At 69.0% G+C, this 21,347-nt stretch carries 20 protein-coding genes and 1 pseudogene; 9 read left to right on the top strand and 12 right to left on the bottom strand.

The genetic code is table 11. From position 1 onward, the window contains the following. Positions 1 to 87: 87 nt before the first annotated feature. The 4 genes from ACFWFP_RS27950 to ACFWFP_RS27935 are packed head-to-tail and all read right to left on the bottom strand — an operon-like array spanning position 88 to position 3,043. On the bottom strand, positions 88 to 1,311 hold the full coding sequence (locus tag ACFWFP_RS27950; RefSeq protein WP_379299837.1) for a cation:proton antiporter: 1,224 nt from the start codon (positions 1,309 to 1,311) through the stop codon (positions 88 to 90). A 58-nt stretch (positions 1,312 to 1,369) separates the two neighbouring features. Continuing rightward, positions 1,370 to 1,933, bottom strand: a complete 564-nt coding sequence (locus tag ACFWFP_RS27945; RefSeq protein WP_379299835.1) for a hypothetical protein — start codon at positions 1,931 to 1,933, stop codon at positions 1,370 to 1,372. Next, entirely contained in the window at positions 1,930 to 2,499 is a 570-nt protein-coding gene (locus ACFWFP_RS27940) for a TetR/AcrR family transcriptional regulator (protein WP_379299833.1), read from the bottom strand. Before ACFWFP_RS27940 ends, ACFWFP_RS27945 begins: the two co-directional genes overlap by 4 nt. Before the next feature lie 52 nt (positions 2,500 to 2,551). Next, positions 2,552 to 3,043: a pyridoxamine 5'-phosphate oxidase family protein gene (locus ACFWFP_RS27935; RefSeq protein WP_379299831.1), complete on the bottom strand. Its 492-nt coding sequence runs from the start codon at positions 3,041 to 3,043 to the stop codon at positions 2,552 to 2,554. 62 nt (positions 3,044 to 3,105) lie between these two features. Between ACFWFP_RS27935 and ACFWFP_RS27930 the strand changes: the two genes are divergently transcribed. Further along, the gene (locus ACFWFP_RS27930; RefSeq protein WP_379299829.1) at positions 3,106 to 4,086 is read left to right on the top strand and encodes a helix-turn-helix transcriptional regulator; all 981 of its coding nucleotides are present in this window, start codon (positions 3,106 to 3,108) and stop codon (positions 4,084 to 4,086) included. 257 nt (positions 4,087 to 4,343) lie between these two features. Here the strand turns inward: ACFWFP_RS27930 and ACFWFP_RS27925 are convergent, their stop codons facing one another. Beyond that, complete coding sequence (locus ACFWFP_RS27925; protein ID WP_379299827.1) at positions 4,344 to 5,441, bottom strand: FAD-dependent monooxygenase; 1,098 nt, start codon at positions 5,439 to 5,441, stop codon at positions 4,344 to 4,346. A gap of 98 nt (positions 5,442 to 5,539) precedes the next feature. Between ACFWFP_RS27925 and ACFWFP_RS27920 the strand changes: the two genes are divergently transcribed. Continuing rightward, a complete protein-coding gene (locus tag ACFWFP_RS27920; RefSeq protein WP_379299825.1) occupies positions 5,540 to 6,088 on the top strand; it encodes a TetR/AcrR family transcriptional regulator in 549 nt (182 codons plus the stop codon). Between the two features lie 54 nt (positions 6,089 to 6,142). On the opposite strand, the gene ACFWFP_RS27915 is transcribed toward ACFWFP_RS27920, so the two are convergent. Genes ACFWFP_RS27915 through ACFWFP_RS27900 form a run of 4 tightly spaced genes read right to left on the bottom strand, consistent with a single transcriptional unit; the run spans position 6,143 to position 11,144 of the window. After that, positions 6,143 to 7,576 carry a GntP family permease gene (locus ACFWFP_RS27915; RefSeq protein WP_379299823.1) on the bottom strand — a complete coding sequence of 478 codons (1,434 nt, stop codon included), beginning with the start codon at positions 7,574 to 7,576 and terminating at the stop codon, positions 6,143 to 6,145. An 11-nt stretch (positions 7,577 to 7,587) separates the two neighbouring features. Further along, the gene (locus tag ACFWFP_RS27910) at positions 7,588 to 8,229 is read right to left on the bottom strand and encodes a bifunctional 4-hydroxy-2-oxoglutarate aldolase/2-dehydro-3-deoxy-phosphogluconate aldolase (protein WP_379299821.1); all 642 of its coding nucleotides are present in this window, start codon (positions 8,227 to 8,229) and stop codon (positions 7,588 to 7,590) included. Further along, entirely contained in the window at positions 8,226 to 9,839 is a 1,614-nt protein-coding gene (locus ACFWFP_RS27905) for an amidohydrolase family protein (protein ID WP_379299819.1), read from the bottom strand. The genes ACFWFP_RS27910 and ACFWFP_RS27905 overlap by 4 nt, the downstream gene beginning before the upstream one ends. A gap of 9 nt (positions 9,840 to 9,848) precedes the next feature. Further along, a complete protein-coding gene (locus ACFWFP_RS27900; protein ID WP_379299817.1) occupies positions 9,849 to 11,144 on the bottom strand; it encodes an amino acid deaminase in 1,296 nt (431 codons plus the stop codon). Positions 11,145 to 11,298: 154 nt separating this feature from the next. Here ACFWFP_RS27900 and ACFWFP_RS27895 point away from each other — a divergent pair, with 154 nt between their 5' ends. The 4 genes from ACFWFP_RS27895 to ACFWFP_RS27880 all read left to right on the top strand — a co-directional run bounded on the left by ACFWFP_RS27895 (position 11,299) and on the right by ACFWFP_RS27880 (position 13,787). Continuing rightward, a complete protein-coding gene (locus ACFWFP_RS27895; RefSeq protein WP_379299815.1) occupies positions 11,299 to 12,333 on the top strand; it encodes a sugar kinase in 1,035 nt (344 codons plus the stop codon). Continuing rightward, positions 12,330 to 13,100, top strand: coding sequence for an IclR family transcriptional regulator (locus tag ACFWFP_RS27890; protein ID WP_379299813.1), 771 nt, complete (start codon positions 12,330 to 12,332; stop codon positions 13,098 to 13,100). Before ACFWFP_RS27895 ends, ACFWFP_RS27890 begins: the two co-directional genes overlap by 4 nt. A 5-nt stretch (positions 13,101 to 13,105) precedes the next feature. Beyond that, positions 13,106 to 13,513, top strand: coding sequence for a RidA family protein (locus ACFWFP_RS27885; protein ID WP_328661198.1), 408 nt, complete (start codon positions 13,106 to 13,108; stop codon positions 13,511 to 13,513). A 106-nt stretch (positions 13,514 to 13,619) separates the two neighbouring features. Continuing rightward, complete coding sequence (locus ACFWFP_RS27880) at positions 13,620 to 13,787, top strand: hypothetical protein (protein ID WP_379299811.1); 168 nt, start codon at positions 13,620 to 13,622, stop codon at positions 13,785 to 13,787. 19 nt (positions 13,788 to 13,806) lie between these two features. Here the strand turns inward: ACFWFP_RS27880 and ppc are convergent, their stop codons facing one another. The 3 genes and pseudogenes from ppc to ACFWFP_RS27865 all read right to left on the bottom strand — a co-directional run bounded on the left by ppc (position 13,807) and on the right by ACFWFP_RS27865 (position 18,343). Further along, on the bottom strand, positions 13,807 to 16,578 hold the full coding sequence (gene ppc, locus ACFWFP_RS27875; RefSeq protein ID WP_379299809.1) for a phosphoenolpyruvate carboxylase: 2,772 nt from the start codon (positions 16,576 to 16,578) through the stop codon (positions 13,807 to 13,809). Positions 16,579 to 16,678: 100 nt separating this feature from the next. After that, a pseudogene (locus ACFWFP_RS27870) lies at positions 16,679 to 17,214 on the bottom strand (sugar O-acetyltransferase). 61 nt (positions 17,215 to 17,275) lie between these two features. Beyond that, positions 17,276 to 18,343: an ABC transporter substrate-binding protein gene (locus ACFWFP_RS27865; protein ID WP_379299807.1), complete on the bottom strand. Its 1,068-nt coding sequence runs from the start codon at positions 18,341 to 18,343 to the stop codon at positions 17,276 to 17,278. 83 nt (positions 18,344 to 18,426) lie between these two features. Here ACFWFP_RS27865 and ACFWFP_RS27860 point away from each other — a divergent pair, with 83 nt between their 5' ends. The 3 genes from ACFWFP_RS27860 to ACFWFP_RS27850 are packed head-to-tail and all read left to right on the top strand — an operon-like array spanning position 18,427 to position 21,346. Continuing rightward, the gene (locus ACFWFP_RS27860) at positions 18,427 to 19,458 is read left to right on the top strand and encodes a FecCD family ABC transporter permease (RefSeq protein ID WP_379299805.1); all 1,032 of its coding nucleotides are present in this window, start codon (positions 18,427 to 18,429) and stop codon (positions 19,456 to 19,458) included. Continuing rightward, positions 19,455 to 20,537: a FecCD family ABC transporter permease gene (locus tag ACFWFP_RS27855; protein ID WP_379299803.1), complete on the top strand. Its 1,083-nt coding sequence runs from the start codon at positions 19,455 to 19,457 to the stop codon at positions 20,535 to 20,537. Before ACFWFP_RS27860 ends, ACFWFP_RS27855 begins: the two co-directional genes overlap by 4 nt. After that, entirely contained in the window at positions 20,537 to 21,346 is an 810-nt protein-coding gene (locus tag ACFWFP_RS27850) for an ABC transporter ATP-binding protein (RefSeq protein ID WP_379299801.1), read from the top strand. Before ACFWFP_RS27855 ends, ACFWFP_RS27850 begins: the two co-directional genes overlap by 1 nt. Position 21,347 lies beyond the last annotated feature (1 nt).

Below are 21,347 nucleotides of genomic sequence, written 5' to 3'. Positions count from 1 at the left end.
GTCAGCCAGCATTTAGGCTGAAATGCCGTGAGCTGGGGTTATGTTGGCGGAATCAACCATGTGATGATTATGCACGACTATGCAAGCTCATTCATGAGCGGGTGTGACCGACTTCGCCTCCGGCGCCCCGATCAGGCGCGCGACCAGCGGAAACACCAGCACGGTCGTCGCGCCCGCAGCAACCAGGATCGAGGCGACATCAGCGGTCAGCAGGCCCGCCTGAGTGGCCACCTGGGTCACCGCGACGATGATCGGCAGGCCCGTCGCGGCATAGAGAGCCAATTCGACGCGCTCGCGCCCGGTCGGCAGGGTGTCCACGCGCGGCACGAACCGCTCGCTCAGCCAGACCGGCAACCCGCGGGCGATCGCGATGGTGACCACGAACCACAACCACAGCGCCGGATTCCGCCCGACCGCCGCCACATCGATGCCCATGCCCGACACCACGAAGAACACCGGGATCAGCAACCCGTACCCGATGGCCTCGAGCGAGAAGTCCACGTCCGGGTGCCCCGCCGCGATGAGCCGCCGCAGAATCATGCCCGCGGCGAACGCGCCGAGGACCACGTCCAGGTCGAAGACCTCGGCGACCACCATCAGCACCAACAGCAGCAGCACCACCCCGCGCACGGGCAGCTGCGAGGTGCCACCGCCCAGCCTCGCCAGCCCGGCGCCCAGATCCGGCATGCGGCCGAGCATTCGCACCGGCACGAATCCGACGACCACGGCCGCCACCACGAACATCACGACGACCACCACCGCGCTGCCCGCATCGCGACTGGTGAGCAGCACCGACATCGCCACGATGGGCCCCAGCTCGCCCACCGCGCCGTGCGTCATCACCGCCCGCCCCAGCCGTGAGTCGAGGATTCCCGCCTGCTTCAGAATCGGCAGCAGGGTGCCGAGCGCGGTCGAGGTCAACGCGATGGCGACCGCGACGCGCGTGCCGTTGGAGGTGTCGGTCGCCACCATGACGATCACGAACGCGAACAGCAGACACACGACCCACACGACCCACGCCGTCCGCCCCGAGCGGCCGCGCAGCAACTGCGGATCGAGCTCGTAGCCCGCCAGCAGGAACAGCATCCCCAGTCCCAGCTCGCTGACCAGATCGACCCCGCCGGCGCTGCTCGCCCACCCGAGCACATGCGGCCCGACCACCGCCCCGGCCACCAGCAGGATCACCACATCCGGCAGATACCCGCGCACCAGCCGCGACAGCAGCGGTGCCACCACCGCGATGAGCGCGATCCAGAACAGCGAGACGATCGGCGAGGGATCGCCGACACCCTCGGAAGCGAGCAGATCCATGCAGGTCATCGTGGCACAGCGGCCCGCCCGATCCCCGAAACCGCGCGCGGGCGATCGCTCACACCGGCCGCGGCGTGATCGGCAGCCGGTCGTCGGCAGCGCCCGGCTCCGGCAGTAGGTGGGCCAGCAGAAGCTTGATCAGCAGAACCGGTCCGAACCAGAGCAGGAAGGTGGGGACCGCGAGCACGGCTGCGGTGATCGCGACACCGAAGACGGTGGCGGCGAAGGCGACCGGGGTGCGGAGGCGGTATGGCGTCGAGGTGACCACTGCGGCGGCCGCGACGACGAACCCGTACATCGCGGCCGCCGTCCACCAGCCGAACCCGGGCACGACGAGAGCGAGCAGGAACGGCTGGCCGTGGATCGCCACGAACGCGAGGTGGTGGCGGGCGTCGCGGCCGGGCCGATGGAACCAGCGCTTCGCCGAGTCGGTCGCGTTCACCACCGCGCCGCCGAACAGGTCGAACCCGACCAGCGCGACCACGATGATCACCAGCGCGGATCCGCCGGCGTTTCGCGCCAGCAGACCGGCGGTCACCGCGCCCGCCAGCGCCGCCGAATAGCACAGGGCGGCTTCACTTCTCGTCGTGTTCGGGGCGATCAGCCGGTCGGTGATCGTCATCGCCGGATGCCTTCCACACAGATCTGCACGATGGGTTCGGCCAGGTCGACGAACCGCACCTGTTCGTCGGCGAGCCACTGCACCAGGCAGCCTTCGATCGCACCGACGATCACCGCCGCGTGCTCCGGCCCGAACCCCGCCCGCAACTGCCCGTCGGCGCCTGCCTCACGCAGCAGCTCGGCGATCGCCGCGCGGTATTCCGCGTACACGGCGGCCATGTCGATCGGGGTGCGCGCGGCCCACACATCCAGCAGCACGCGGGCGTGGTCGGGATGAGCGGCCAGCATCGCGACGGTCGCCCGGATGAGCGCGGCCAGCCGATCCAGCGCCGAACCGGTGCCAGGAGTCGCGAGCTGTTCCTGCGCGCGAGCGCGGTACTCGTCGAACGCCGCGGTCAGCAACTCCTCCCTGCTGCTGACCGCGAGGTAGACGCTGCCTTTCGCGACACCCGCCTCGGCCGCGACATCCTCGATCCGGGACGCGGCGAAGCCCTTGCGCGCGAACACCCGAACGGCCGCATCCAGGATTTCGGTGCGCCGGGCATTCACGTCCACTCTTTTCGGCATGCCACGATTATGACTGACCGGACAGTCATAATCAATCGTTCGCGCGGACGACTCAGTGCTTGCGGACGATGGTTTCGCCCTCGCCCGGCTTCCAGACGGTGATGTCGAGGTGGTCGTCGCCGGTTTCGACGGTGGAGGCGCCGGTGAGATCGGCCACGTAGAAGTGGTCGAACTTCTCGCCACGGATGTCGAAACCGCTGTCGTCGAACAGCTTTTGGGCGAAGCGAGCGTGGACGGCTTCGTCCTGGAGGTCGGTGACGGTGCCGAAGAGTTTCGCGTCGCCGTCGGAGACCATGGTGTCGACGGTGGCGGTGTGCAGACAGAAGCGTGGGTCGCGGGCGAGGTCGTCGAATTTTCGGGTGTTCGGCATGCCGGCCAAAATCAGCATGTCCTCGAAGACCATCGGCTCGATCGGGCTGATGCGGGGCGATCCGTCGGCGCGCAGGGTGGCGAGCATGCACAGTTTGCCGGTGGCCTGGTGCCTGCGCTGGAACAGGGCCGCGATGCTCGGTGCTTCTTCGGTGAACTGGCTCCACGTGGTCATATCTCGTACGGTACGACCCAACCTTGACATCTTGTGTCAGGTTTGGCGGCTAGTCTCGCGAGATGCGAGCAAGCAGGTTGGTGCAGTTGCTGCTCCTGTTGCAAGCCGGCGGCGGCGCGACCGCGAGTGAGTTGGCACGGGAGCTCGAGGTGTCGGTGCGCACGGTGTATCGGGACGTGGAAGCGCTCTCGGAGGCGGGCGTTCCGGTCTACAGCGAGCCGGGGCGCGGTGGCGGTGTCCGGTTGATCGACGGCTACCGCACCCGGCTCACCGGCCTCACCTCCGACGAAGCCGACGCCGTCCTGCTCGCCGGTCTGCCCGGCGCCGCCGCCGATCTCGGCCTCGGTACCGTACTGGCCACCGCCCAGCTGAAAATGCTCGCCGCGCTCCCGCCGGAACTGCGCGGCCGGGCCACCCGGATCGCCGAACGGGTCCACATCGACATGCCCGGCTGGTTCCAGCGCCCCGACGACACCCCCACCCTCGCCACGGTGGCCGACGCCCTCTGGCACGACCGCCGCCTCGCGATCACCTACCGCCGCCGCGACCGCACGGTGGAGCGGACTCTCGACCCACTCGGCCTGGTCATGAAGGCAGGCACCTGGTATCTGATCGCCCGCGACCACACCGACATCCGCTCGTACCGGGCGAGCCGCATCGCCACCGCCGTCCACACCGGCGATTCGTTCACCCGCCCGGCAACTTTCGACCTCGCCGAGCACTGGCAGTCCGCCGCCGAGGAGTTCGCCCGATCCATGCTGCGAGTCAGCGCGCACTGCCGGATCTCCACCGGCCATCTGAGCCTGCTGCGCCTCATGAACGACCCCGCCGCCGTCCGCGCGGCGCTCGCCTCGACGGGTACCCCCGACGCCGACGGCTGGGCCGAGATCACCATCCCCGCCGAGTCCTACGAAGTCCTGGCCCACGCCCTGCTCCCCCTCGGCGAACACATCGAAGTCCTCTCCCCACCCGAACTCCGCGCGACCATGACCGCCACCGCCGCCGCCGTGCTCGCCCGATACCACCGCGCGACGACCACCTAGGCACACCGATACCGCGACACCTACGCCGACTTCGATGTACCCCACCGGCTGAACTCGATGGCGGGGTCGAGGAACTACAGCAGAAGTCGGGCTATCCGGGAAGGCCGGCCGACAACAACCACACCGAGATCTGGCGAACTGTCCACCGGCCGCACGCGATTCGCAGCGCTGTTCGCATCATTCCCAGTCACGACCACAAGGCGGCGTGCGCGTGAAGCGAGGACTCGCAGACACCGCGGAGGAAGCAGGTCTGACCGCTAACAGGTCCAGTCGAGAATCGCTGCCATGGAGCGCAATTGGGTCGACGTCGGTGTGAGGCGCAATGCGGTGTTGCGGAGGGTGACCAGGGGGCGTGCGGACAGTTGGGCGACGGTGCCGATCCGGGCGGAGCGGGCGACGATCATCTGAGTGCGGGGGCGTCGTTCTCGGTCGTAGCGGGCAAGGCCGTCGGGCTCGTCGGCCGAGCGGGCCAGGACCACTGCGTCTTCCAGGGCTTGGCAGCCACCCTGGCCGAGGTTCGGTGTCATCGCGTGGGCGGCGTCGCCGAGCAGGGCGATGCGGCCGGCGGTGAAGGTCGGCAGCGCCGGTAGGTCGTAGATGTCGTTGTGCAGCACCGTGTTCGGGTCCGCGGCCGCGAGCAGGGCCGAGATCGGGTGGTGCCAGCCGCCGAAGCGATCGCGCACTTCGGCGAGGCTGCCGGGGAGGTTTTCGGGGGCGTCGTACACGGCGAAGCAGTAGACGCGTCCGTCCGCGAGCGGTGCCATGCCGAAACGTGCTCCGCGACCCCAGGTTTCACCGAACTCGGTGAGCGGCTCGTCGATGTCGACCACCGCGCGCCAGGCGGTGTAGCCGGCGTAGCGTGGTGAGACTTCGCCGCAGACCGCACGCCGGACGACGCTGTGAATCCCGTCGGCGCCCACGACCAGATCAGCGGACGAGGTACCCGAGGAGTGCACGACCACCCCGTCGGTCGTCACCTCGCTTACCGAAACACCGGTGCGCACCACACCTTCGGGAAGCGCCGCGCGCAGAACATCGAGCAACCGGGCACGGTGGATCACCACCGGAGCACCGAAGCGTGCGCGCAGTGTCGCCACATCGGTGCGTGAGAGCCAGCGCCCACGGTGGTCTCTGATTCCGGCCGACACTTCCGCCAGACCCTGCGCACGGACCGTGTCACCGACACCGAGGGCATCCAGCGCCCGCAAGGCGTTGGACCACAGCGAGATCCCCGACCCGACCTCCGCCACCTCCGGCGCTCGTTCCAGCACCTGAACGGACCATCCCTTCCCGGCGAGCGCGAGCGCCGCGGCCATGCCGCCGATCCCGCCACCGACAACGATCGCTGTGGACATCGCACACTCCCTTGTTTCGGATACGACCTGAAGGTACTACGGCCGTAGTGAACACACTACGAATGTAGTGCGATTCACTACGGGCGTAGTATCAGCGAGTGGCTACCAAACGCGAGCGGGTTCTCGATGCCGCGATCGAGGTGCTGGGCACCGGTGGATCGCGGGCGCTCACCCACCGCGCAGTGGACCGGCTCGCCGACCTGCCACCGGGTTCGACATCCAACTATTTCCGTACACGCGAAGCGCTGCTCTGCGGCGTGGCCGAACGCCTCGAGCAGCGCGATCACGCGGACTGGGAGATGCTGAACCGCACTCTCGGCCCCGCCACCATCGACCACCTGATCGACGGTCTCGCCCTGTTCGTCACCCACGCGACAACCATCGACCGTATCCGTACTCAGGCCCGTTTGGCGTTGTTCGGCGAGTCGCAGACGATGCCCGCTCTGGCCGAATCGGTGGATCGTGGGCACCAGCGACTGCGCGCCTGGGCTGTCGAGATGGCCGCTTCGGTCGGTTTGGGCGCGGCCGATACCGGCATCCTCGTCGACTATCTCGACGGCGCCGTCGTCCACCGGCTGACCGGCGCGGAAGCAGGCAAGGACCCGCGCGAGGCGCTCGCCCGGCTGACACGCGCGCTCCTCGGCTGACGTGCCATACGAAGCCGGGCTGACCCGTGGGGCAGCCCGGCTTCGTGGTAGGTGTCAGACGATCGAGAACAGCAGGGCCGCGACCGCGAAACTGACCACCGACAGGATGGTTTCGAGAACCGTCCAGGTCTGCAGTGTCTGCTTCACCGTCATGTTGAAGTACTTCGCGATGATCCAGAAGCCGCCGTCGTTGACGTGACTGAGGATGATCGAGCCCGCCGCGATCGCCATGGCGATCAGCGCGATCGACATCTGTGAATAGCCCTGCTCGGCCACCAGCGGTGCGACGATGCCGCCGGTGGTGACGATGGCGACCGTGGCCGAACCCTGGGCGATGCGCAGTCCGCAGCTGATCAGGTAGGCGAGCACGATGATCGGCAGTCCCGCCGCCGACATCGTGTCGGCCAGGGCCGAGCCGATGCCGGTGGCCGAGATGACCTTGCCGAAGAAGGCGCCCGCGCCGACCACCAGCAGCACCATGCCGACCGGCTTGAGCGATTCGGCGGTGATGGTGCTCAGTTCCTGCACTGTCGAACCGCGCCGGATCCCGAGGAGATAGAACGCGACGAGCACGGTGATGAGCAGCGCGACCGCCGGGGTGCCGAAGAAGGTGAGCACCTGCAGCAGCGTCGAATCCTTCGCCAGCAGTTGGTAGCCGAACGTGGCGCCCAGGATCAACACGAGCGGGATCGCGATGATGCCGCCGATCAGCGCGACCGAGGGTGGCGATTTCGTGAGCACCGCCGTCCCACCCGAACCATCGGCCGGCTCCGGCTCGGGTTCGGGCTCCAACGGAACGAACTCCTCGGGCACCGACACCTGCACGCGCTTACCGATATAGGTGCCCCACACGATGCCCGCGGCGATGAAACCCGGGATGCCACAGACGAAGCCCATGAGAATCAGCCAGCCCAGGCTCACCCCGAGCAGCCCACCGAGCGCGACGGGACCGGGGTGCGGCGGCAGGAAGGCGTGCGTCATCGACAGTCCGGCGAGCATCGGCATGGCGTAGAGGACCAGCGATCGTCCGCCGCGCTTGGCCGCGACATAGACCAGCGGCGCGAGCACGAAGATGCCGATGTCGAAGAACACCGGGATGCCGAAGATGAGTCCGAGCAGGCCCATCGCGACGGGAGCGCCCTTCTCACCGAACATCTTCAGCAGTTTGTCGGTGAGAACGTCGGCGCCACCGGATCTTTCGAGGATCGCACCGAGCACGGTGCCGAGACCGATGATCACCGCGATATGGCCGAGGATGCCACCGAAGCCGGTTTCCAGCAGTGACTCACCGGCTTTCAGCGGTGTGCCGACGATCTGGGAGATCGGCAGCCCGGCGGCCAGCGCCAGCAGGAGTCCGGTCAGCAGCAGCGCGACGAACGGCTCCAGCTTGACCTTGATGATGGCGATGAGCAGGACAGCGATCGCGAGACCGCACAGCACCAGCAACCCGGGGGTGGTGGTGCGCAACCAGTCGATGGTGGCGCCCATGGAAAAACCTCTCAATCGAGCGAATGAACGAAATGCGCGGCTTTGGAGCCGATGTGGGACCAGCGCGCGGCCTCGACGTCGGCCGGGGCGACCACTTCGGTGCCCGCGGTGACGGCGATCGCGCCCGCGCGGAGAAAGTCGCGGGCGTTGTGGGAATTGACGCCGCCGGAGGGGATCAGGAACATGTGCGGGAACGGCCCGAGCAGATCCTTGAAGTACTGCGGGCCGAGCGCGCGCGCCGGGAAGATCTTCACCGCCGCCGCCCCCAGCTCCGCCGCGGCGAGGACCTCCGACGGCGTGAAAGCGCCCATGATCACCGGAATCGTATGTGCCGCAGCGACTTCGGCGACCGCGGGACGCAGCGCGGGTGTCACCAGGAAGCGGGCGCCGACCTCGATGGCCGCTTCGGCCTGCGCGCGGGTGGTGACGGTACCGACCCCGATCACGGCGTCGGTGACCGCGCTCGCCGTGCTGATCGCGTCGAGCACACCGAGAGTGGTGAAGGTCAGTTCGACCGCCCGCAAACCGGCGCCCGCGAGCGCTGCGGCCAGCGCGGCCGGGTCGGGGATGTCGGGGGCGCGGACCACCGTGAGGGCACGATCCGCGCGGATCACGTCCATGGCCTCCGACGACGAGCTCAGCAACGGGTTCATCGGGTTTCCTCCTTCGTGGTGTCCAGGCGCAGGGAGCGACCGGCGCGCACGCCGGTCGCGGTGCCGTTCTCCAGCGCGAATTCACCGTTGACCAGCACGTGCTGGATGCCACGGGCCTGCTGCTGGGGATGGTCGAAGGTCGCGGTGTCGTGGATCGTCGCCGGATCGAAGACGACCAGGTCGGCGGCATAACCGGGCCGGACCAGGCCACGTTCGGCCAGGCGGAGCCGGGCAGCCGGTCGGCCGGTGAGGTGATGCACGCAGTCCTCGAGTCCGAGGACACCCAGTTCCCGGACATAGCGCGACAGGTAGCGCGGGAAGGTACCCCAGGCGCGCGGGTGCGGCCGGGCGCCGACGAGCAGGCCGTCGCTGCCGCCCATGTGGCCGGGGTCGACCATGATGGCGCGCACGTTCTCCTCGTGACCGACGTGCTGCAGGATCGTGGTGGCGAGCTGGTCGCGGCGCAGCAGGTCGAAGAACACCGCCACCGGGGCGGTGCCGCGCTCGGTGGCGAGCTCGGCGACGGTGCGGCCCACCGCATCCGAGAGCGCGTCGTCGCCGACGCCGCTGATCTGGATGGTCTCCCATTCGACGGTGACGCCGTGGCAGCCGTCGGAGCCGTTGACGTCGACGTCTTCGGTGATCCTGGCCCGCGCGGCCGGGTCGTCGAGGCGGGCGAGCGCGGCATCGGGACCGCCCGACATCGCCCAGCTGGGCAGCAACGCGGACAGCGTGGTCGAGCCGGGCAGGTAGGGGTAGGTGTCGAGGGTGATGTCGCAGCCGTCGGCCCGGGCGGCGGCGAGCATCGCGAGGAATTCCGGTGCGCGCCCACGGTTCACGCCGAAGTTCATGGTGGCGTGGGTCAGGTGGAGCGCGCAGCCGGTGGCTTTCGCCAGGCCGATCATCTCCGCGTAGGCCTCGAGCGCCCCCGCACCGTAGGAGCGGGTATGTGGTGCGTAGAAGCCGCCGTACGACGCGACCACCGCGCACAACGCGGCGAGTTCGCCGGTGTCGGCATACATTCCGGGGGTGTAGGTGAGCCCGCTGGACATGCCGACCGCACCCTGGTCGAACCCCTCGGCCAGCAGCGCGCACATCCGGTCGATCTCGGCGGCGGTGGCCACCCGCTGTTCGCTGCCCACGACGAGCATGCGCAGTGTGCCCTGCGGGACGAGGTAGACGGCGTTGGGCGTGATGCCCTGATCGAGGCGGTCCAGGTATTGCGCGACGGTGCGCCAGCTGAAGTCGAAGTCCGCCGGGTTGCCGTTCCAGCCCGCGATCTGTTTGCGCACCACCGCGAGTGCGGCCTCGTCGATCGGCGCGTAGGACAGGCCGTCCTGGCCGATCACCTCGGTGGTGACGCCCTGGGTGATCTTCGGGAAGTGGTCGGGATGGGTGAGCAGGTAGAGGTCGGAATGCGCGTGCATGTCGATGAATCCGGGCGAGATGACCGAACCCGGCTGTACCGGAACGACTCTCGCGTCGGAGTCGACGGTGCCGGGTGGCGCGATCTCGGCGATGCGGCCGTCGCGGACCAGCACGTCGCCGCTGGTGCGTGGGGCGCCGGTGCCGTCGACGATGCCGATGTCACGAAAGAGCAGGTGCGTCATGGTCATCCGTCAGAAGTAGGTGCGGATCAGGTCGACCACGCGCGGATCGGGCGCGTCGGCGCTGTCGATCACCGGGATCAGGCGCCACTTGTCGAACGCGGTGCAGGGGTGTGAGAGACCGAGGCGCACGATGGAGCCGACCGGAAGGTCGGCCGCCTCGGCGCCGGGCAGCCGCAGGAAGGTGTGCTGGTCGTTCAGCGCGGTGACCACCGCGTTCGGCGCGAGGGTGCCCCCGACGACCAGTTGGGGCACCGGCAGACCCTCGTCGAAGGGGAAATCGCGTTTGCCGCCGTCGAGCAGGGCCAGCTCCGGTTCGGGCCGCGAGACCACCCTGGCCCAGCCGTGCATGGCGGACCGCAGGCCCGGCTCGTTCGCGGGCGCGGCGAGCGGGGAGATTCCGGCGTAGAAGCCGTCGTCGTGGACGACGTAGGCGCCGCTGCGCAGAACCACCGTGGTCGGCACACCGCGCGCACCCTCGGGGTCGGCCAGTCCGGCGAGTTCCTCGACCACGAGCTCGGGGTAGGCACTGCCGCCTGCCGTGACCACCGCCGGACCGGAATAGGCTTCCGCCGCAACGAGTTCGGTGTGCAGCGCGGCCAGCTCACGGAGATAGGCGCGCACCGCGGCGACACCCTCGGTGCTGCGATCGTGAGCCAGCGCGCCCTCGTAACCCGCGACTCCGGCCAAACTCAGCCGCTCACTCGCACCGATGGCGGCGGCGACCGCGCGCGCTCGAGCCCGGGTACGGGCGCCGGTCCGGCCGTGCGGGCCCCCCAACTCGACCAGCACGCGCACGCGCGGACCCGCGGCGGTTTCGCGCAAGATCTTGTCCATCAGTTCGACGGTGGCGACGCCGTCGGCCCAGCAGTACAACTCGAAGTCGGCCGCGCGCGCCGATTCCGCCGCGACCCACGCCAATCCGACCGGGTCGAGCAGGGCATTGGCGAGCATGATCCGGCCGACCCCGAACGTACGCGCGAGCTGCGCCTGCCACGCGGTGGCCACGGTGATCCCCCACGCTCCGGCCACGAGCTGCTCGCGCCACAGCTGCGGCGCCATCGTCGTCTTGCCGTGCGGGGCGAGCGCGACGCCCGCCGTGGCGGTCCACTCGGCCATGAGGTCGCGGTTCGTGTCGAGCCTGCCCCGGTCGAGGGTGAGCAACGGCGTCTGCCACTGAGCGAGTCGCGGTGCGCCCGCGAGATATTCGCGCACGGCACTGCCCCACGCCGCGGGCGGCGCGCTCTTGTCGTGGGGTCCGAGCAACTCGTCGGCGAGGGCGTCCACGACGTCGTTGTCGATGATCACAGCATCCCTTTCTGTCGACCGAGCCCGGGGTGGCGGCTCGATCAGTCATATCCGCTATGCATTGCGTATTATGCAACGGTGGTTGCGCTGAATGTTTCCGCTCGTTATTGTGCATCTCGAAGGCAGTGACCGCAAGCACGAAAGGGCGATCAAGGTGACCCAGGCAACAACCACTCAGCCCAGGGCGGTCACCGTCGGCGAGGGGCTGGCCGTGCTGATCGCGGATGCGGGGCCACTGGAGCTGTCCGCGCGGTTCGACCGTGGCGCGGGCGGCGCGGAGGCCAATGTGGCCGTCGTGCTCGCCCAGCTCGATGTGTCGGCGGCCTGGCTGTCGCGGGTCGGCGACGACGGATTCGGGCGATATCTGGTCGGCGAACTCAGCGCGCAGGGCGTGGATGTCACGGCGGTCGCGATCGATCCGGTGCGACCCACCGGTCTCTACGTCAAGGAACGTGGTGCGGGCTCCGGCGCGGCCAACGATCTGGGCGCCGATGCCAGCCGCATGCACTACTACCGCACGGGTTCGGCTGCCAGCGCGCTGTCGCCCGCCGACCTCGCCGAACGCGCGGCCTTGCTCGAGGGCGCCGATCTCGTGCACTGCACCGGCATCACCCCGGCGCTGTCGGCGTCGGCGACCGAACTCACCCGCGCACTGCTCGCCCGGCCCCGTCGCGGGCTGGTCAGCTTCGACCTGAATTACCGTCCGGCCGTGTGGGGTTCGCGCATCGACGAGGCCGCCGACGAGCTCGACGCGCATATTCGCGGCGCCGACGTGGTGTTCCTCGGCGCCGACGAGGCCGAGGAGATCTTCGGCACCGGCGAACCGGCCGCCCTGCGCGCGTTGTTTCCCGAACCCGCTCAGCTGATCGTCAAGAACGACAAGCACACCGTCACCGGATTCGACGGTGCCGCCTCGATCGAGGTGCCTGCGCTGACGCTGGCGATCACCGAGCGCATCGGCGCGGGCGACGCCTTCGCCGGCGGCTATCTCGCCGCCCTGCTGCACGGCGGCGACCTGCCCACCCGCCTTCGATACGGGCACCTGTGCGCGGCAGCGGCGCTGACCGCGACCGGCGACTCGGCGAAACTGCCGCCACCCCAGGATATTCAGCGCCTCGCGCTGGTTCCGGACGATATCTGGGCCACGCTGCGCTATCCCGCGGCGCTGAATGAAACGATCAGCGCATGAGTCAAAGCGTGTCGCGGGCCCTGTCCATTCTCATCGCCCTCGGCGAGAACTCGCAGTCCCTCGACGAGTTGGCCGCCCGGCTCGGCGTCCACAAGTCGACGGTGCTGCGGTTGCTGCAGACCATGCAGGCCGATCGGTTCGTCGTGCGCGACAACGCGCACCGCTACTCGCTCGGCACCCGCATGTTCGAATTGGCCAGTCGCGCACTGGAGAACCGTGACGTGCGCACCGTCGCCCGTCCCCATCTGAGCGCGCTGGGCGCGGCCACCGGGCAGACCGTGCACCTGGCCGCCTACGAATCGGGCGATGCCGTCTACATCGACAAGGTCGACGCCGAGCAGGCGGTGCGGATGTACTCGCGGATCGGCAGGCCCGCGCCGCTGCACTGCACCGCGGTCGGCAAGGTGCTCGTCGCCGCGCTGCCACGCGGCGAATGGTCCGCGGTGGCAGCCCGATTGGACTACCACCCCTTCACCACTCGCACCCTGCGCACCCCCGAGCAGTACCTGGCGGAGTTGAAACTCGTTGCGGCGCAGGGCTTCGCCGAAGACCACGAGGAACACGAGAGCTTCGTCAACTGCATCGGCGTCGGCGTGCGCGACGGGATCGGCGCCGTCGTTGCCGCCGTGTCGGTCTCCGTGCCCGACGTGCTGCTCGACCACGACCAGGTGCTGGCGCTGTTGCCACAGGTCAGGGCGACAGCCGACGCCATCTCCACCGAACTCGGCTGGGACCCCCGCCGAGACGTCACCGCGAGGAAAGGCTGAACCCCATGTCCGACAAGACCGCCGTGCGCACCTCCGACGCCCCGGCGCCCGCCCACACCTTCTCCCAGGGTGTGCGCAAGGGCCCGTTCGTCCAGGTGTCCGGTCAAGGACCCGTGGATCCCGAGACCAACGAGTACCTGCACCAAGGCGATGTCGCCGCCCAGACCACGCGCACCCTGATGAACGTCAAGGCGATCATCGACGCGTCCGGCGCCACCTTCGACGATGTGCTGATGCTGCGCGTCTACCTCACCAAGCGCGAGGACTTCGCGATCATGAACGAGGCGTACGGCGAATTCGTCACGAAACACACCAGCAACGGCGTGCTGCCCTCACGCACCACCGTTTTCACCGGCCTGCCGCGCGCGGAGATGCTGGTCGAGATCGACGCCATCGCCGTCGTAACCGATTGAGCCACCGCGATTCCCACGATGTCGTGGACGCCGCCGGCGCTTCGTGTTGAGATGGGGTCGCCCCCGCACAGGGGGTGTTCACCCCGTTCTACCCGAGGATCAGCCTATGTTCGCCAAGATCGCCCGCCCGCTCGCCGTCGCCGCCCTTGCCCTGTCCGTGACCGCGATCGGCGCCGCAACCGCATCGGCCGCCCCCGCGCAGCCGGTCGTCGGCTCGGTGTCGATCTGCACCGGCATCCCGGTCGGGCCTTTCACCATCAGCGTCTGCCTGTAGTCGCCGGCCCGAGTTGCCGCTAGCCCGAGTTGCGCAGCGCGGTGGCCAGGCCGTTCATGGTGAGCAGGATGCCCCGCTTCACCAGTTCGGCGTCGTCACCGCCGCGCAGCCGGGCCAGCAGATCGACCTGGAGCTGGTTCAGCGGCTCCAGGTAGGGGAAGCGGTTGTGGATCGACTCGGCCAGCGACGGATTGTCGCTGAGTAGTTCGGTGTGGCCGGTGACCGCCAGGTACATGCGGATGGTGCGGGCGTGTTCCTCGGCGATCATGGCGAAGATCGTCGCGCGCAGGGTTTCGTCGGTGACGAGTTCGGCGTAGCGGGCGGCGATGTCGAGGTCGCTCTTGGCCATCACCTGGGCCAGGTTCGACAGCACGGTGTTGAAGAACGGCCACCGCTGGTAGAGGTCGGTGAGACGCGCGAGGCGGGCGGGATCGTCGCCGACCCAGTCCTCGAGCGCGGTGCCGGTGCCGTACCAGCCCGGCAGCATGACCCTGGCCTGGCTCCACGCCATCACCCAGGGGATCGCGCGCAGATCCGAGACCGAATTGGTGGGTTTGCGGGAGGCGGGGCGACTACCGATATTGAGGTCACCGACCTCGGCGACCGGCGTGGATTCGCGGAAGTACTCGACGAAGCCGGGGGTGTCGTGCACCAGGTGCGCATAGGCCGCGCGGGCGCGGGCGGCGAGGTCGTCGAGGAGTTCGTAAGCCGGTTCGGCGTCGTCGCCGAGACCCTCCACGTCCAGCAGCGTCGACTCCAAGGTGCCCGCGATCAGCGACTCCAGATTGCGGTGTGCCGCACCGGATTCGGAGTACTTAGCGGCGATCACCTCACCCTGTTCGGTCAGTCGCAGCGAACCGCGCACCGCGCCCGCGGGCTGAGCCAGGATGGCGTCGTAGCTGCGGCCACCGCCACGACCGACGGTGCCGCCGCGACCGTGGAACAGCCGCAACCGGATGCCCGATTTCCTGGCCACCTCCACCAGGTCCAGTTCCGCGCGGTAGAGCGCCCAGTTCGCGGCGAGATACCCGCCGTCCTTGTTGGAATCGGAGTAGCCGAGCATCACTTCCTGGCGCATGCCCGCCGCTTCGACCAGCTCGCGATAGACCGGAACCTCGAGTACCGCGGCCAGCGTCGCCGCACCCGCGCTGAGGTCCTCGATGGTTTCGAACAGCGGGACGATACCGACGGGACAGCTCGGCGCGGTGTCGGCGCCGCCCGGATCGAGAATGCCGGCTTCCTTCAGCAGCAGCGCCGCCTCGAGCATGTCGCTGACCGAGGTGCACATGCTGATGATGTAGTTCGGGATGGCGGCGGCACCGAAGGTATCGATGACCTCTTTCGCGGCGCTCAGGACCCCGAGTTCCTTGGTGGCGAGTTCGCTCAGCTGTGCGTTCGGCCCGAGAAGTGGTCGGCGCGTGCGCAATTCGGCGGCGAGCAGCTCCACCCGCCGGGCTTCGGACAGGCTCGGATAGTCGGGGTGCGCACCCGACCACGCCAGCAGTTCGGTGACCACCTGTTCGTGCACCTCGGAGTTCTGGCGCATGTCCAGGCCCTGCAGATGGAAACCGAAGGTCTCGATGGCGTGACGCAGCGCGGCGAGGCGGTCGTCGGCGAGCAGTCCGTCGCCGCTGGCACGCATGGACTCGTCGATCGCGTCGAGGTCGTCGAGGACCGATTGGGGCGTCGGATACGGCGCGGCGCCCGCGTCCAGGCCGTGTTCGGGCAGGTCACCGAGCGCGAGCTCGGCAGTGGCGCTGAGGCGGGCCCGAATCGCGTGCAGCGCACGGCGATACGGCTCGTCGGCGAACAGTCCGGGGTCGGGGTAACCCGCTGCCGCGAGTTCGGCGACCCGGGGTGTCACCCGCACCAGGCGGGCCGATTGCGACAGGGTCTTCTCGAGTTCGACCAGCTCGTCCAGGTAGCGACCGAAAGCGTAGGCGGCGGCCCGCTCGGCCGCGGTGTGCACGACTTCCGCTGTGACGAAGGGGTTTCCGTCGCGATCGCCGCCGATCCACGAGCCGGGACGCAGCATCGGGCGCGGCAGGAGGTCTTCGGCGGGCCAGCGCGTCCGCAGCGCCGCGCGCACCTGCGCGTTGATCGCGGGGATCACCTCGTAGAGGGTCAGGTCGTAGTAGCGCAGGCCGACGGAGATCTCGTCCTGGATCCGCAAGCGCGCCAGCCGGATCAGCGCCGTGCGCCACAGGGTGAGCACTTCGCGGCGGATCCGCGCCTCGGATTCGTCGAGGCCGGGCTCGCCGGGCTCGAGGCGGCGGCGCAGACGCATCAGCTCGGTGATCTTGGACTGCACGTCGAAGACGGTGCGCCTGCGGGTTTCGGTCGGGTGCGCCGTGATCACCGGGGACACGAGCGCGTCGGTGAGCAGGTCGGCCACCACCGCGCCGTCCAGTCCGGCCGCGTCGAGCTTGTCGTAGGTGGCGGCCAGGGACGAGTCCTGCGGTGGCTCGCCCGCGGCCACGTGCACGGCGCGGCGTCGATCACGCTGGATGTCCTCGGCCAGGTTGGCCAGCAGCACGAAGTAGCTGAACGCCCGGATCAGCGGGATCGCGACTTCGGTGGGCGTGCCGTCGAGCATGTCGGCGACGGCGCTGCGCTCGACCTCCTCGCGGCGCACCCGGAACGCCTCGATGCGGACGCGCTCGATCAGGTCGAACACCTCGGGACCTTCGTGGTCGCGAATGGTGTCGCCCAGGATGCCGCCGAGGAAGCGGATGTCCTCGCGCAGCGGCCGGGTAGCTTCGGCTTCCATCTCGATTCGCGATTCGCCCATGGTCAGACAGTATTGCCGCGGGGCCGCGGGCGCGACCCGACGCCGCACCCGCATGTCGCGCACGGCCGTGGTCGCGGGCGGTGCCCACGGGGTCGCGAACCTAGAGTTGCCGGATCACCCGCGCCGGATTGCCCGCCGCGAACACCCGGTCCGGCAGATCGCGGGTCACCACGCTGCCCGCGCCGACCACCACGTCGTCGCCGATGGTCACCCCTGGGCACACGATCACCCCGCCACCGAACCAGGCATTGTTCCCGATCCGGATCGGCGCCGCGGATTCCCAGCGCTGCCTGCGCTTTTCGTGATCCTCCATCGGATGCAGCGCGGTGAGCAGCTGACAACGCGGCCCGATCGAGCAGTCGTCACCGATGGTGATCGGCGCGCAGTCGAGCAGGATCGCGTCGTAGTTGAGGAAGCTGTTCGCCCCGATCTCGATCAGGTACCCGTAGTCACACTGGAACCGCGGCATGATCCACGAGCCCTCCCCCAGTTTGCCCAGGAGATCACCCAGCAACTCGGTCCGCCGCCCGGTCTCGTCGGGCCGGTGCGATTGAACTCGTCGCACAGCCGTTGCGCCCGTTGCCGTTCGGCCACCAGCTCCGGATCGTTGTCCCGATACAGCTCCCCCGCCAGCATCCGCTGCTTCTGTTCGCCCACCCCGCCGAGTGTAGGGGTGGGCGAACAGCGCGCGTTCGGCCTACTTGGCCGGGTCGACCTGGAAGGTCTTCGCGATGTCGTCGAGGACCGCGTGGGCGCCGGTGAGGCCGACCGAGGTCAGCCAGACCAGGTCGTCGACCGGAGTGACCTTGCCGCGCAGCTGGTTCCACAGCGGGTTGGCCTCGGCGGCCGCCTTGCGCTGGGCGGCGGCGTCCTCGCCGTTGCTGGTGAGGAAGATGTAGTCGGCGTCGGCGTCGAGGAGACGCTCGGGGCTCAGCGTGATCGAGAAGTCGTTCTTCGGATCGGTGGACTTGTCGGGCTGGTTCAGGCCGGTGTCGGCGAAGATGTCGCCGACGAAGCTGACCCGCTGCATCAGCCGGTCCTCCTTGGGCAGGAAGCGCAGCAGCGACACGGTCGGCGCGTTGCCACCGTTCTTCGCCTTGATCGCCGCCCCGATCTTGGTGGCGCGGTCCTGGTACGCCGCCAGCTTGGCCTTCGCCAGGTTCTCCTTGTCGACCGCCTTGGCGAGCAGCAGCAGATTCTCCTTCCAGGTGGCACCGGTGGTCTGGCTGAACACGACCGGCACCGTGCCCGAACCGAGCTTGATGCCCTTGAACTGCTCGTACTGCTTCTCGTGCCGCACCTTCGCCGACACGATCAGATCCGGCCGGGTGCCTGCCAGCTTCTCGATATCGGGGGTCTGCAGGTTGCCGATGTTCACCGCCCGCCCACCACAGGTCTGGGCGGCCGCACCGAGGAACGCGGGCAGCTTCTCACCCATGGCCTGGTACGTCGTGTACGCCACCACTTCGGTGTTCAGCACGAGCGCGGCGTCGACGAAGGTCTGGTCGAGTGCCGCGACCCGGACCGGCCGGGTGGCGATGGTGGCCGGGTTGACCACGGTGCCGACATCGGCGCCCGCCGCGTCCTTGACCGCCCCCTTGTCGATGGTGCGCGGGTAGGCACCGCCGTCGAGATTGCTCGCGGTATCGCAATCGCTGCCCGCGGCGCCGGTGGTCGTCCGGTCCTGTCCGCACGCGGACAGGCTCAGGACGGCCGCGGCGACTACGGCGGCGGCGGCGAGCCGACGGCTCAGTGGGGTGTTCATCGAGGTCTCCCGAGTGGTTCAGAGTTCTTTAGGGTTGCTAACCTAGCGAAGCCTTACCTAATTACCAACTATGAAGAGGGATAGTGACCGCATCACCACCCGGAGCCGTGTTCGCCAATACGCGGTCTCGCCGGTTGCTACTCATCGCCGGACTGGTGTCCGCGGTGCTCGCGGCCGTTCTGCTCAGTTTGGCCGTCGGCTCCAAATTCATTGCTCCCCTTGATGTTCTGCAGGCGCTCGGCGGCACGACCGACACCGAGACCGGCGCCATCGTCAACGGCCTTCGCCTGCCGCGCACGCTGCTGGGGGTCCTCGCCGGGCTCGCGCTCGGCGTCGCGGGCGCGGTGATCCAGGGTCACACCAGAAATCCCCTCGCCGACCCCGCGCTGCTCGGCATCACCCAGGGCGCGGCGCTCGGCATCGTCCTCGCGGTGATGATCGGTGGCATCTCCAGCCTGTTCGGCTACGTGTGGTTCGGCTTCGCCGGCGCGCTGATCGCCACCGTCACCGTGTTCGTCATCGGCGCGACGGGCCGTGGCGGGCCGACCCCGGTGACCCTCGCCTTGGCGGGCGCCGCGGTGAGTTACCTGCTGCAGGGCCTGATCTCGGCGGTGGTGCTGTTCGATACCGACGTCACCGACATCTACCGCTTCTGGAAGGCCGGTTCGCTGGTCGGATCGAACCTGGACCTGCTCGGCAAGGCCACACCGTTCATCCTCGTCGGGATCGTCCTCGCGCTGGCCAACACCTCCACGCTCAACGCGCTCAGCCTCGGCGAGGACACCGCCCGTGCGCTGGGCCATCGCGTTTCCCTCGTGCGCGCCCTCGGCATCGGCTCGATCGTGCTGCTCACCGGCGCGGTCGTGGCCATCGCCGGACCACTCGGCTTCGTCGGGCTCGTCGTTCCGCACCTGGCCCGCGGGATCACCGGGCCCGACTACCGCTGGCTGGTCCCGGTCGCCGGGCTGCTCGGCGTGGTCATGGTGCTGGTCGCCGACATCGCGGGGCGGCTGGTTCTGGACAAGGGCGAGCTTCCGGCGGGCATCATGCTGGCCTTCGTCGGCGTCCCGTTCTTCATCGTGCTGGTCCGCCGCCGAAAGCTGGTGAGCATATGAGTAGCGTCCGGGCGGTCCGGCTGGGACCGGTGTCCTGGCAGCTACGACTGCGCACGACGGCCGTCCTGCTCGTCGGGCTCGCGATTCTCGGCGCCGCGAGTTGCGTCGCGCTGGCGCTGGGCACCTACACGATGCCCGACGGCGGTCCGGTCACGCCGTGGGACGTGCTCGCGGTGCTCAGCGGTGGCGGCGACGACGGCCTGGCCTATGTGGTGTGGGATCTGCGGCTGCCCCGGATTCTCACCGGCGCGCTGGTCGGCGCGGCGCTGGCGCTGTCCGGCGCGATCACGCAGGGCATTGCCCGAAACCCGTTGTCCAGTCCCGATATTCTCGGCGTCACTGCGGGTTCGAGTGTCGCCGCGGTCGCGGTGATCGCACTGTCGGGCAGCCGTGGCCAGATCAGCGGCGCCGCCGCCGAGATCGGGGTGCCGGTCGCGTCCATGCTCGGCGGATTACTCGCCGCGCTCTGCGTTTTCCTGCTGGCCTGGCGCGGCGGTATCGAAGGCTACCGGCTCGTGCTCGTCGGTCTCGGCGCCGGTTCCTTGCTGTCCAGCGTGACCTTCTGGCTCCTCAGCGTGGGTGACGTCGACATCGCGACGCGGGCGGTCACCTGGCTGACCGGCAGCCTCAACGGCAGCAGCTGGATCCAGGTGACCCCGGTGGCGATCGCCCTGGCCGTCCTGGTGCCGGTCGTCCTCGGGGGCACCCATCTGCTCGGCGCGCTGCACTTCGGCGACGACACCGCCCGCTCACTCGGCGTGCGGCTCAACGCCGCCCGGCTGACGCTGCTGGTGCTGGCCGTGTTGCTCGCCGGAGTCGCCACCGCCTCGGCGGGCGTCATCATCTTCATCGCGCTCGCGGTGCCGCAGGTAGCGCTGCGACTCACCGGTTCGCCACAACCACCGTTGCTCACCTCGGTGGTGCTGGGCGCGGCCTTCACGGTCGCCGCCGACCTGGTCGCCCGCACACTGCTGCCCGCGGGCGAGCTGCCCGTCGGGGTGATCACCGCTGTGCTCGGCGCGCCCTATCTGATCTATCTGTTGATGCGGCGCAATCGCGTCGGGAAAGCGGGCGTGTGATGACCGTTCGACTGCAGGCCGCCGAACTGACCCTCGGCTACGGGCCGACCACCGTCGTGGACGGTCTGGACCTCGACATCACCGGTGGCACTGTCACCGCGGTGATCGGGCCCAACGGTTGCGGCAAATCCACTCTCCTGCGCGCGATGGCCCGGCTCCTGCGGCCCACCGGTGGACATGTCCACCTGGACGGCAAACGGATCGATCGCATGTCCACCAAGGAGGTGGCGCGGGTGCTGGGCATCCTGCCCCAATCTCCGCTGGCCCCGGAAGGTCTCACCGTCACCGACCTGGTCGCCCGCGGCAGGCACCCGCACCAGCGCTGGTACCGCCAGTGGTCCGACGACGACGAAGCCGCCATCACCGAAGCGCTGACCTGGACCGACATGGTCGAGTTCGCCGATCGTTCCCTCGACGAGCTGTCCGGCGGACAACGCCAGCGCGCGTGGATCTCGATGGCGCTGGCCCAGAACACCGACCTGCTCCTGCTCGACGAACCCACCACCTTCCTCGACCTCGCTCACCAGATCGAGGTTCTCGACCTGGTCCGGCGCCTGCACGCCGAAGCCGGGCGGACGGTGGTGATGGTGCTACACGACTTGAACCTCGCCGCGCGGTACGCGCATCGACTGGTCGCGATGCGCGCGGGCCGGGTGGTTGCCGCGGGTACGCCCGCCGAAGTCCTCACCGAGGATGTGGTGGCGCAGGTATTCGGGCTGCGCGCCAAGGTGATCGACGACCCGGTCACCGGCACCCCGCTGGTGGTCCCGATCGGACCCGTCGGCGCCGGCGCCTCGACCGGATCCTGAA

This window comes from Nocardia sp. NPDC060249 (assembly GCF_042728755.1).
Taxonomy (GTDB): Bacteria; Actinomycetota; Actinomycetes; order Mycobacteriales; family Mycobacteriaceae; genus Nocardia.
This window is presented reverse-complemented; position numbering and strand designations above follow the sequence as displayed.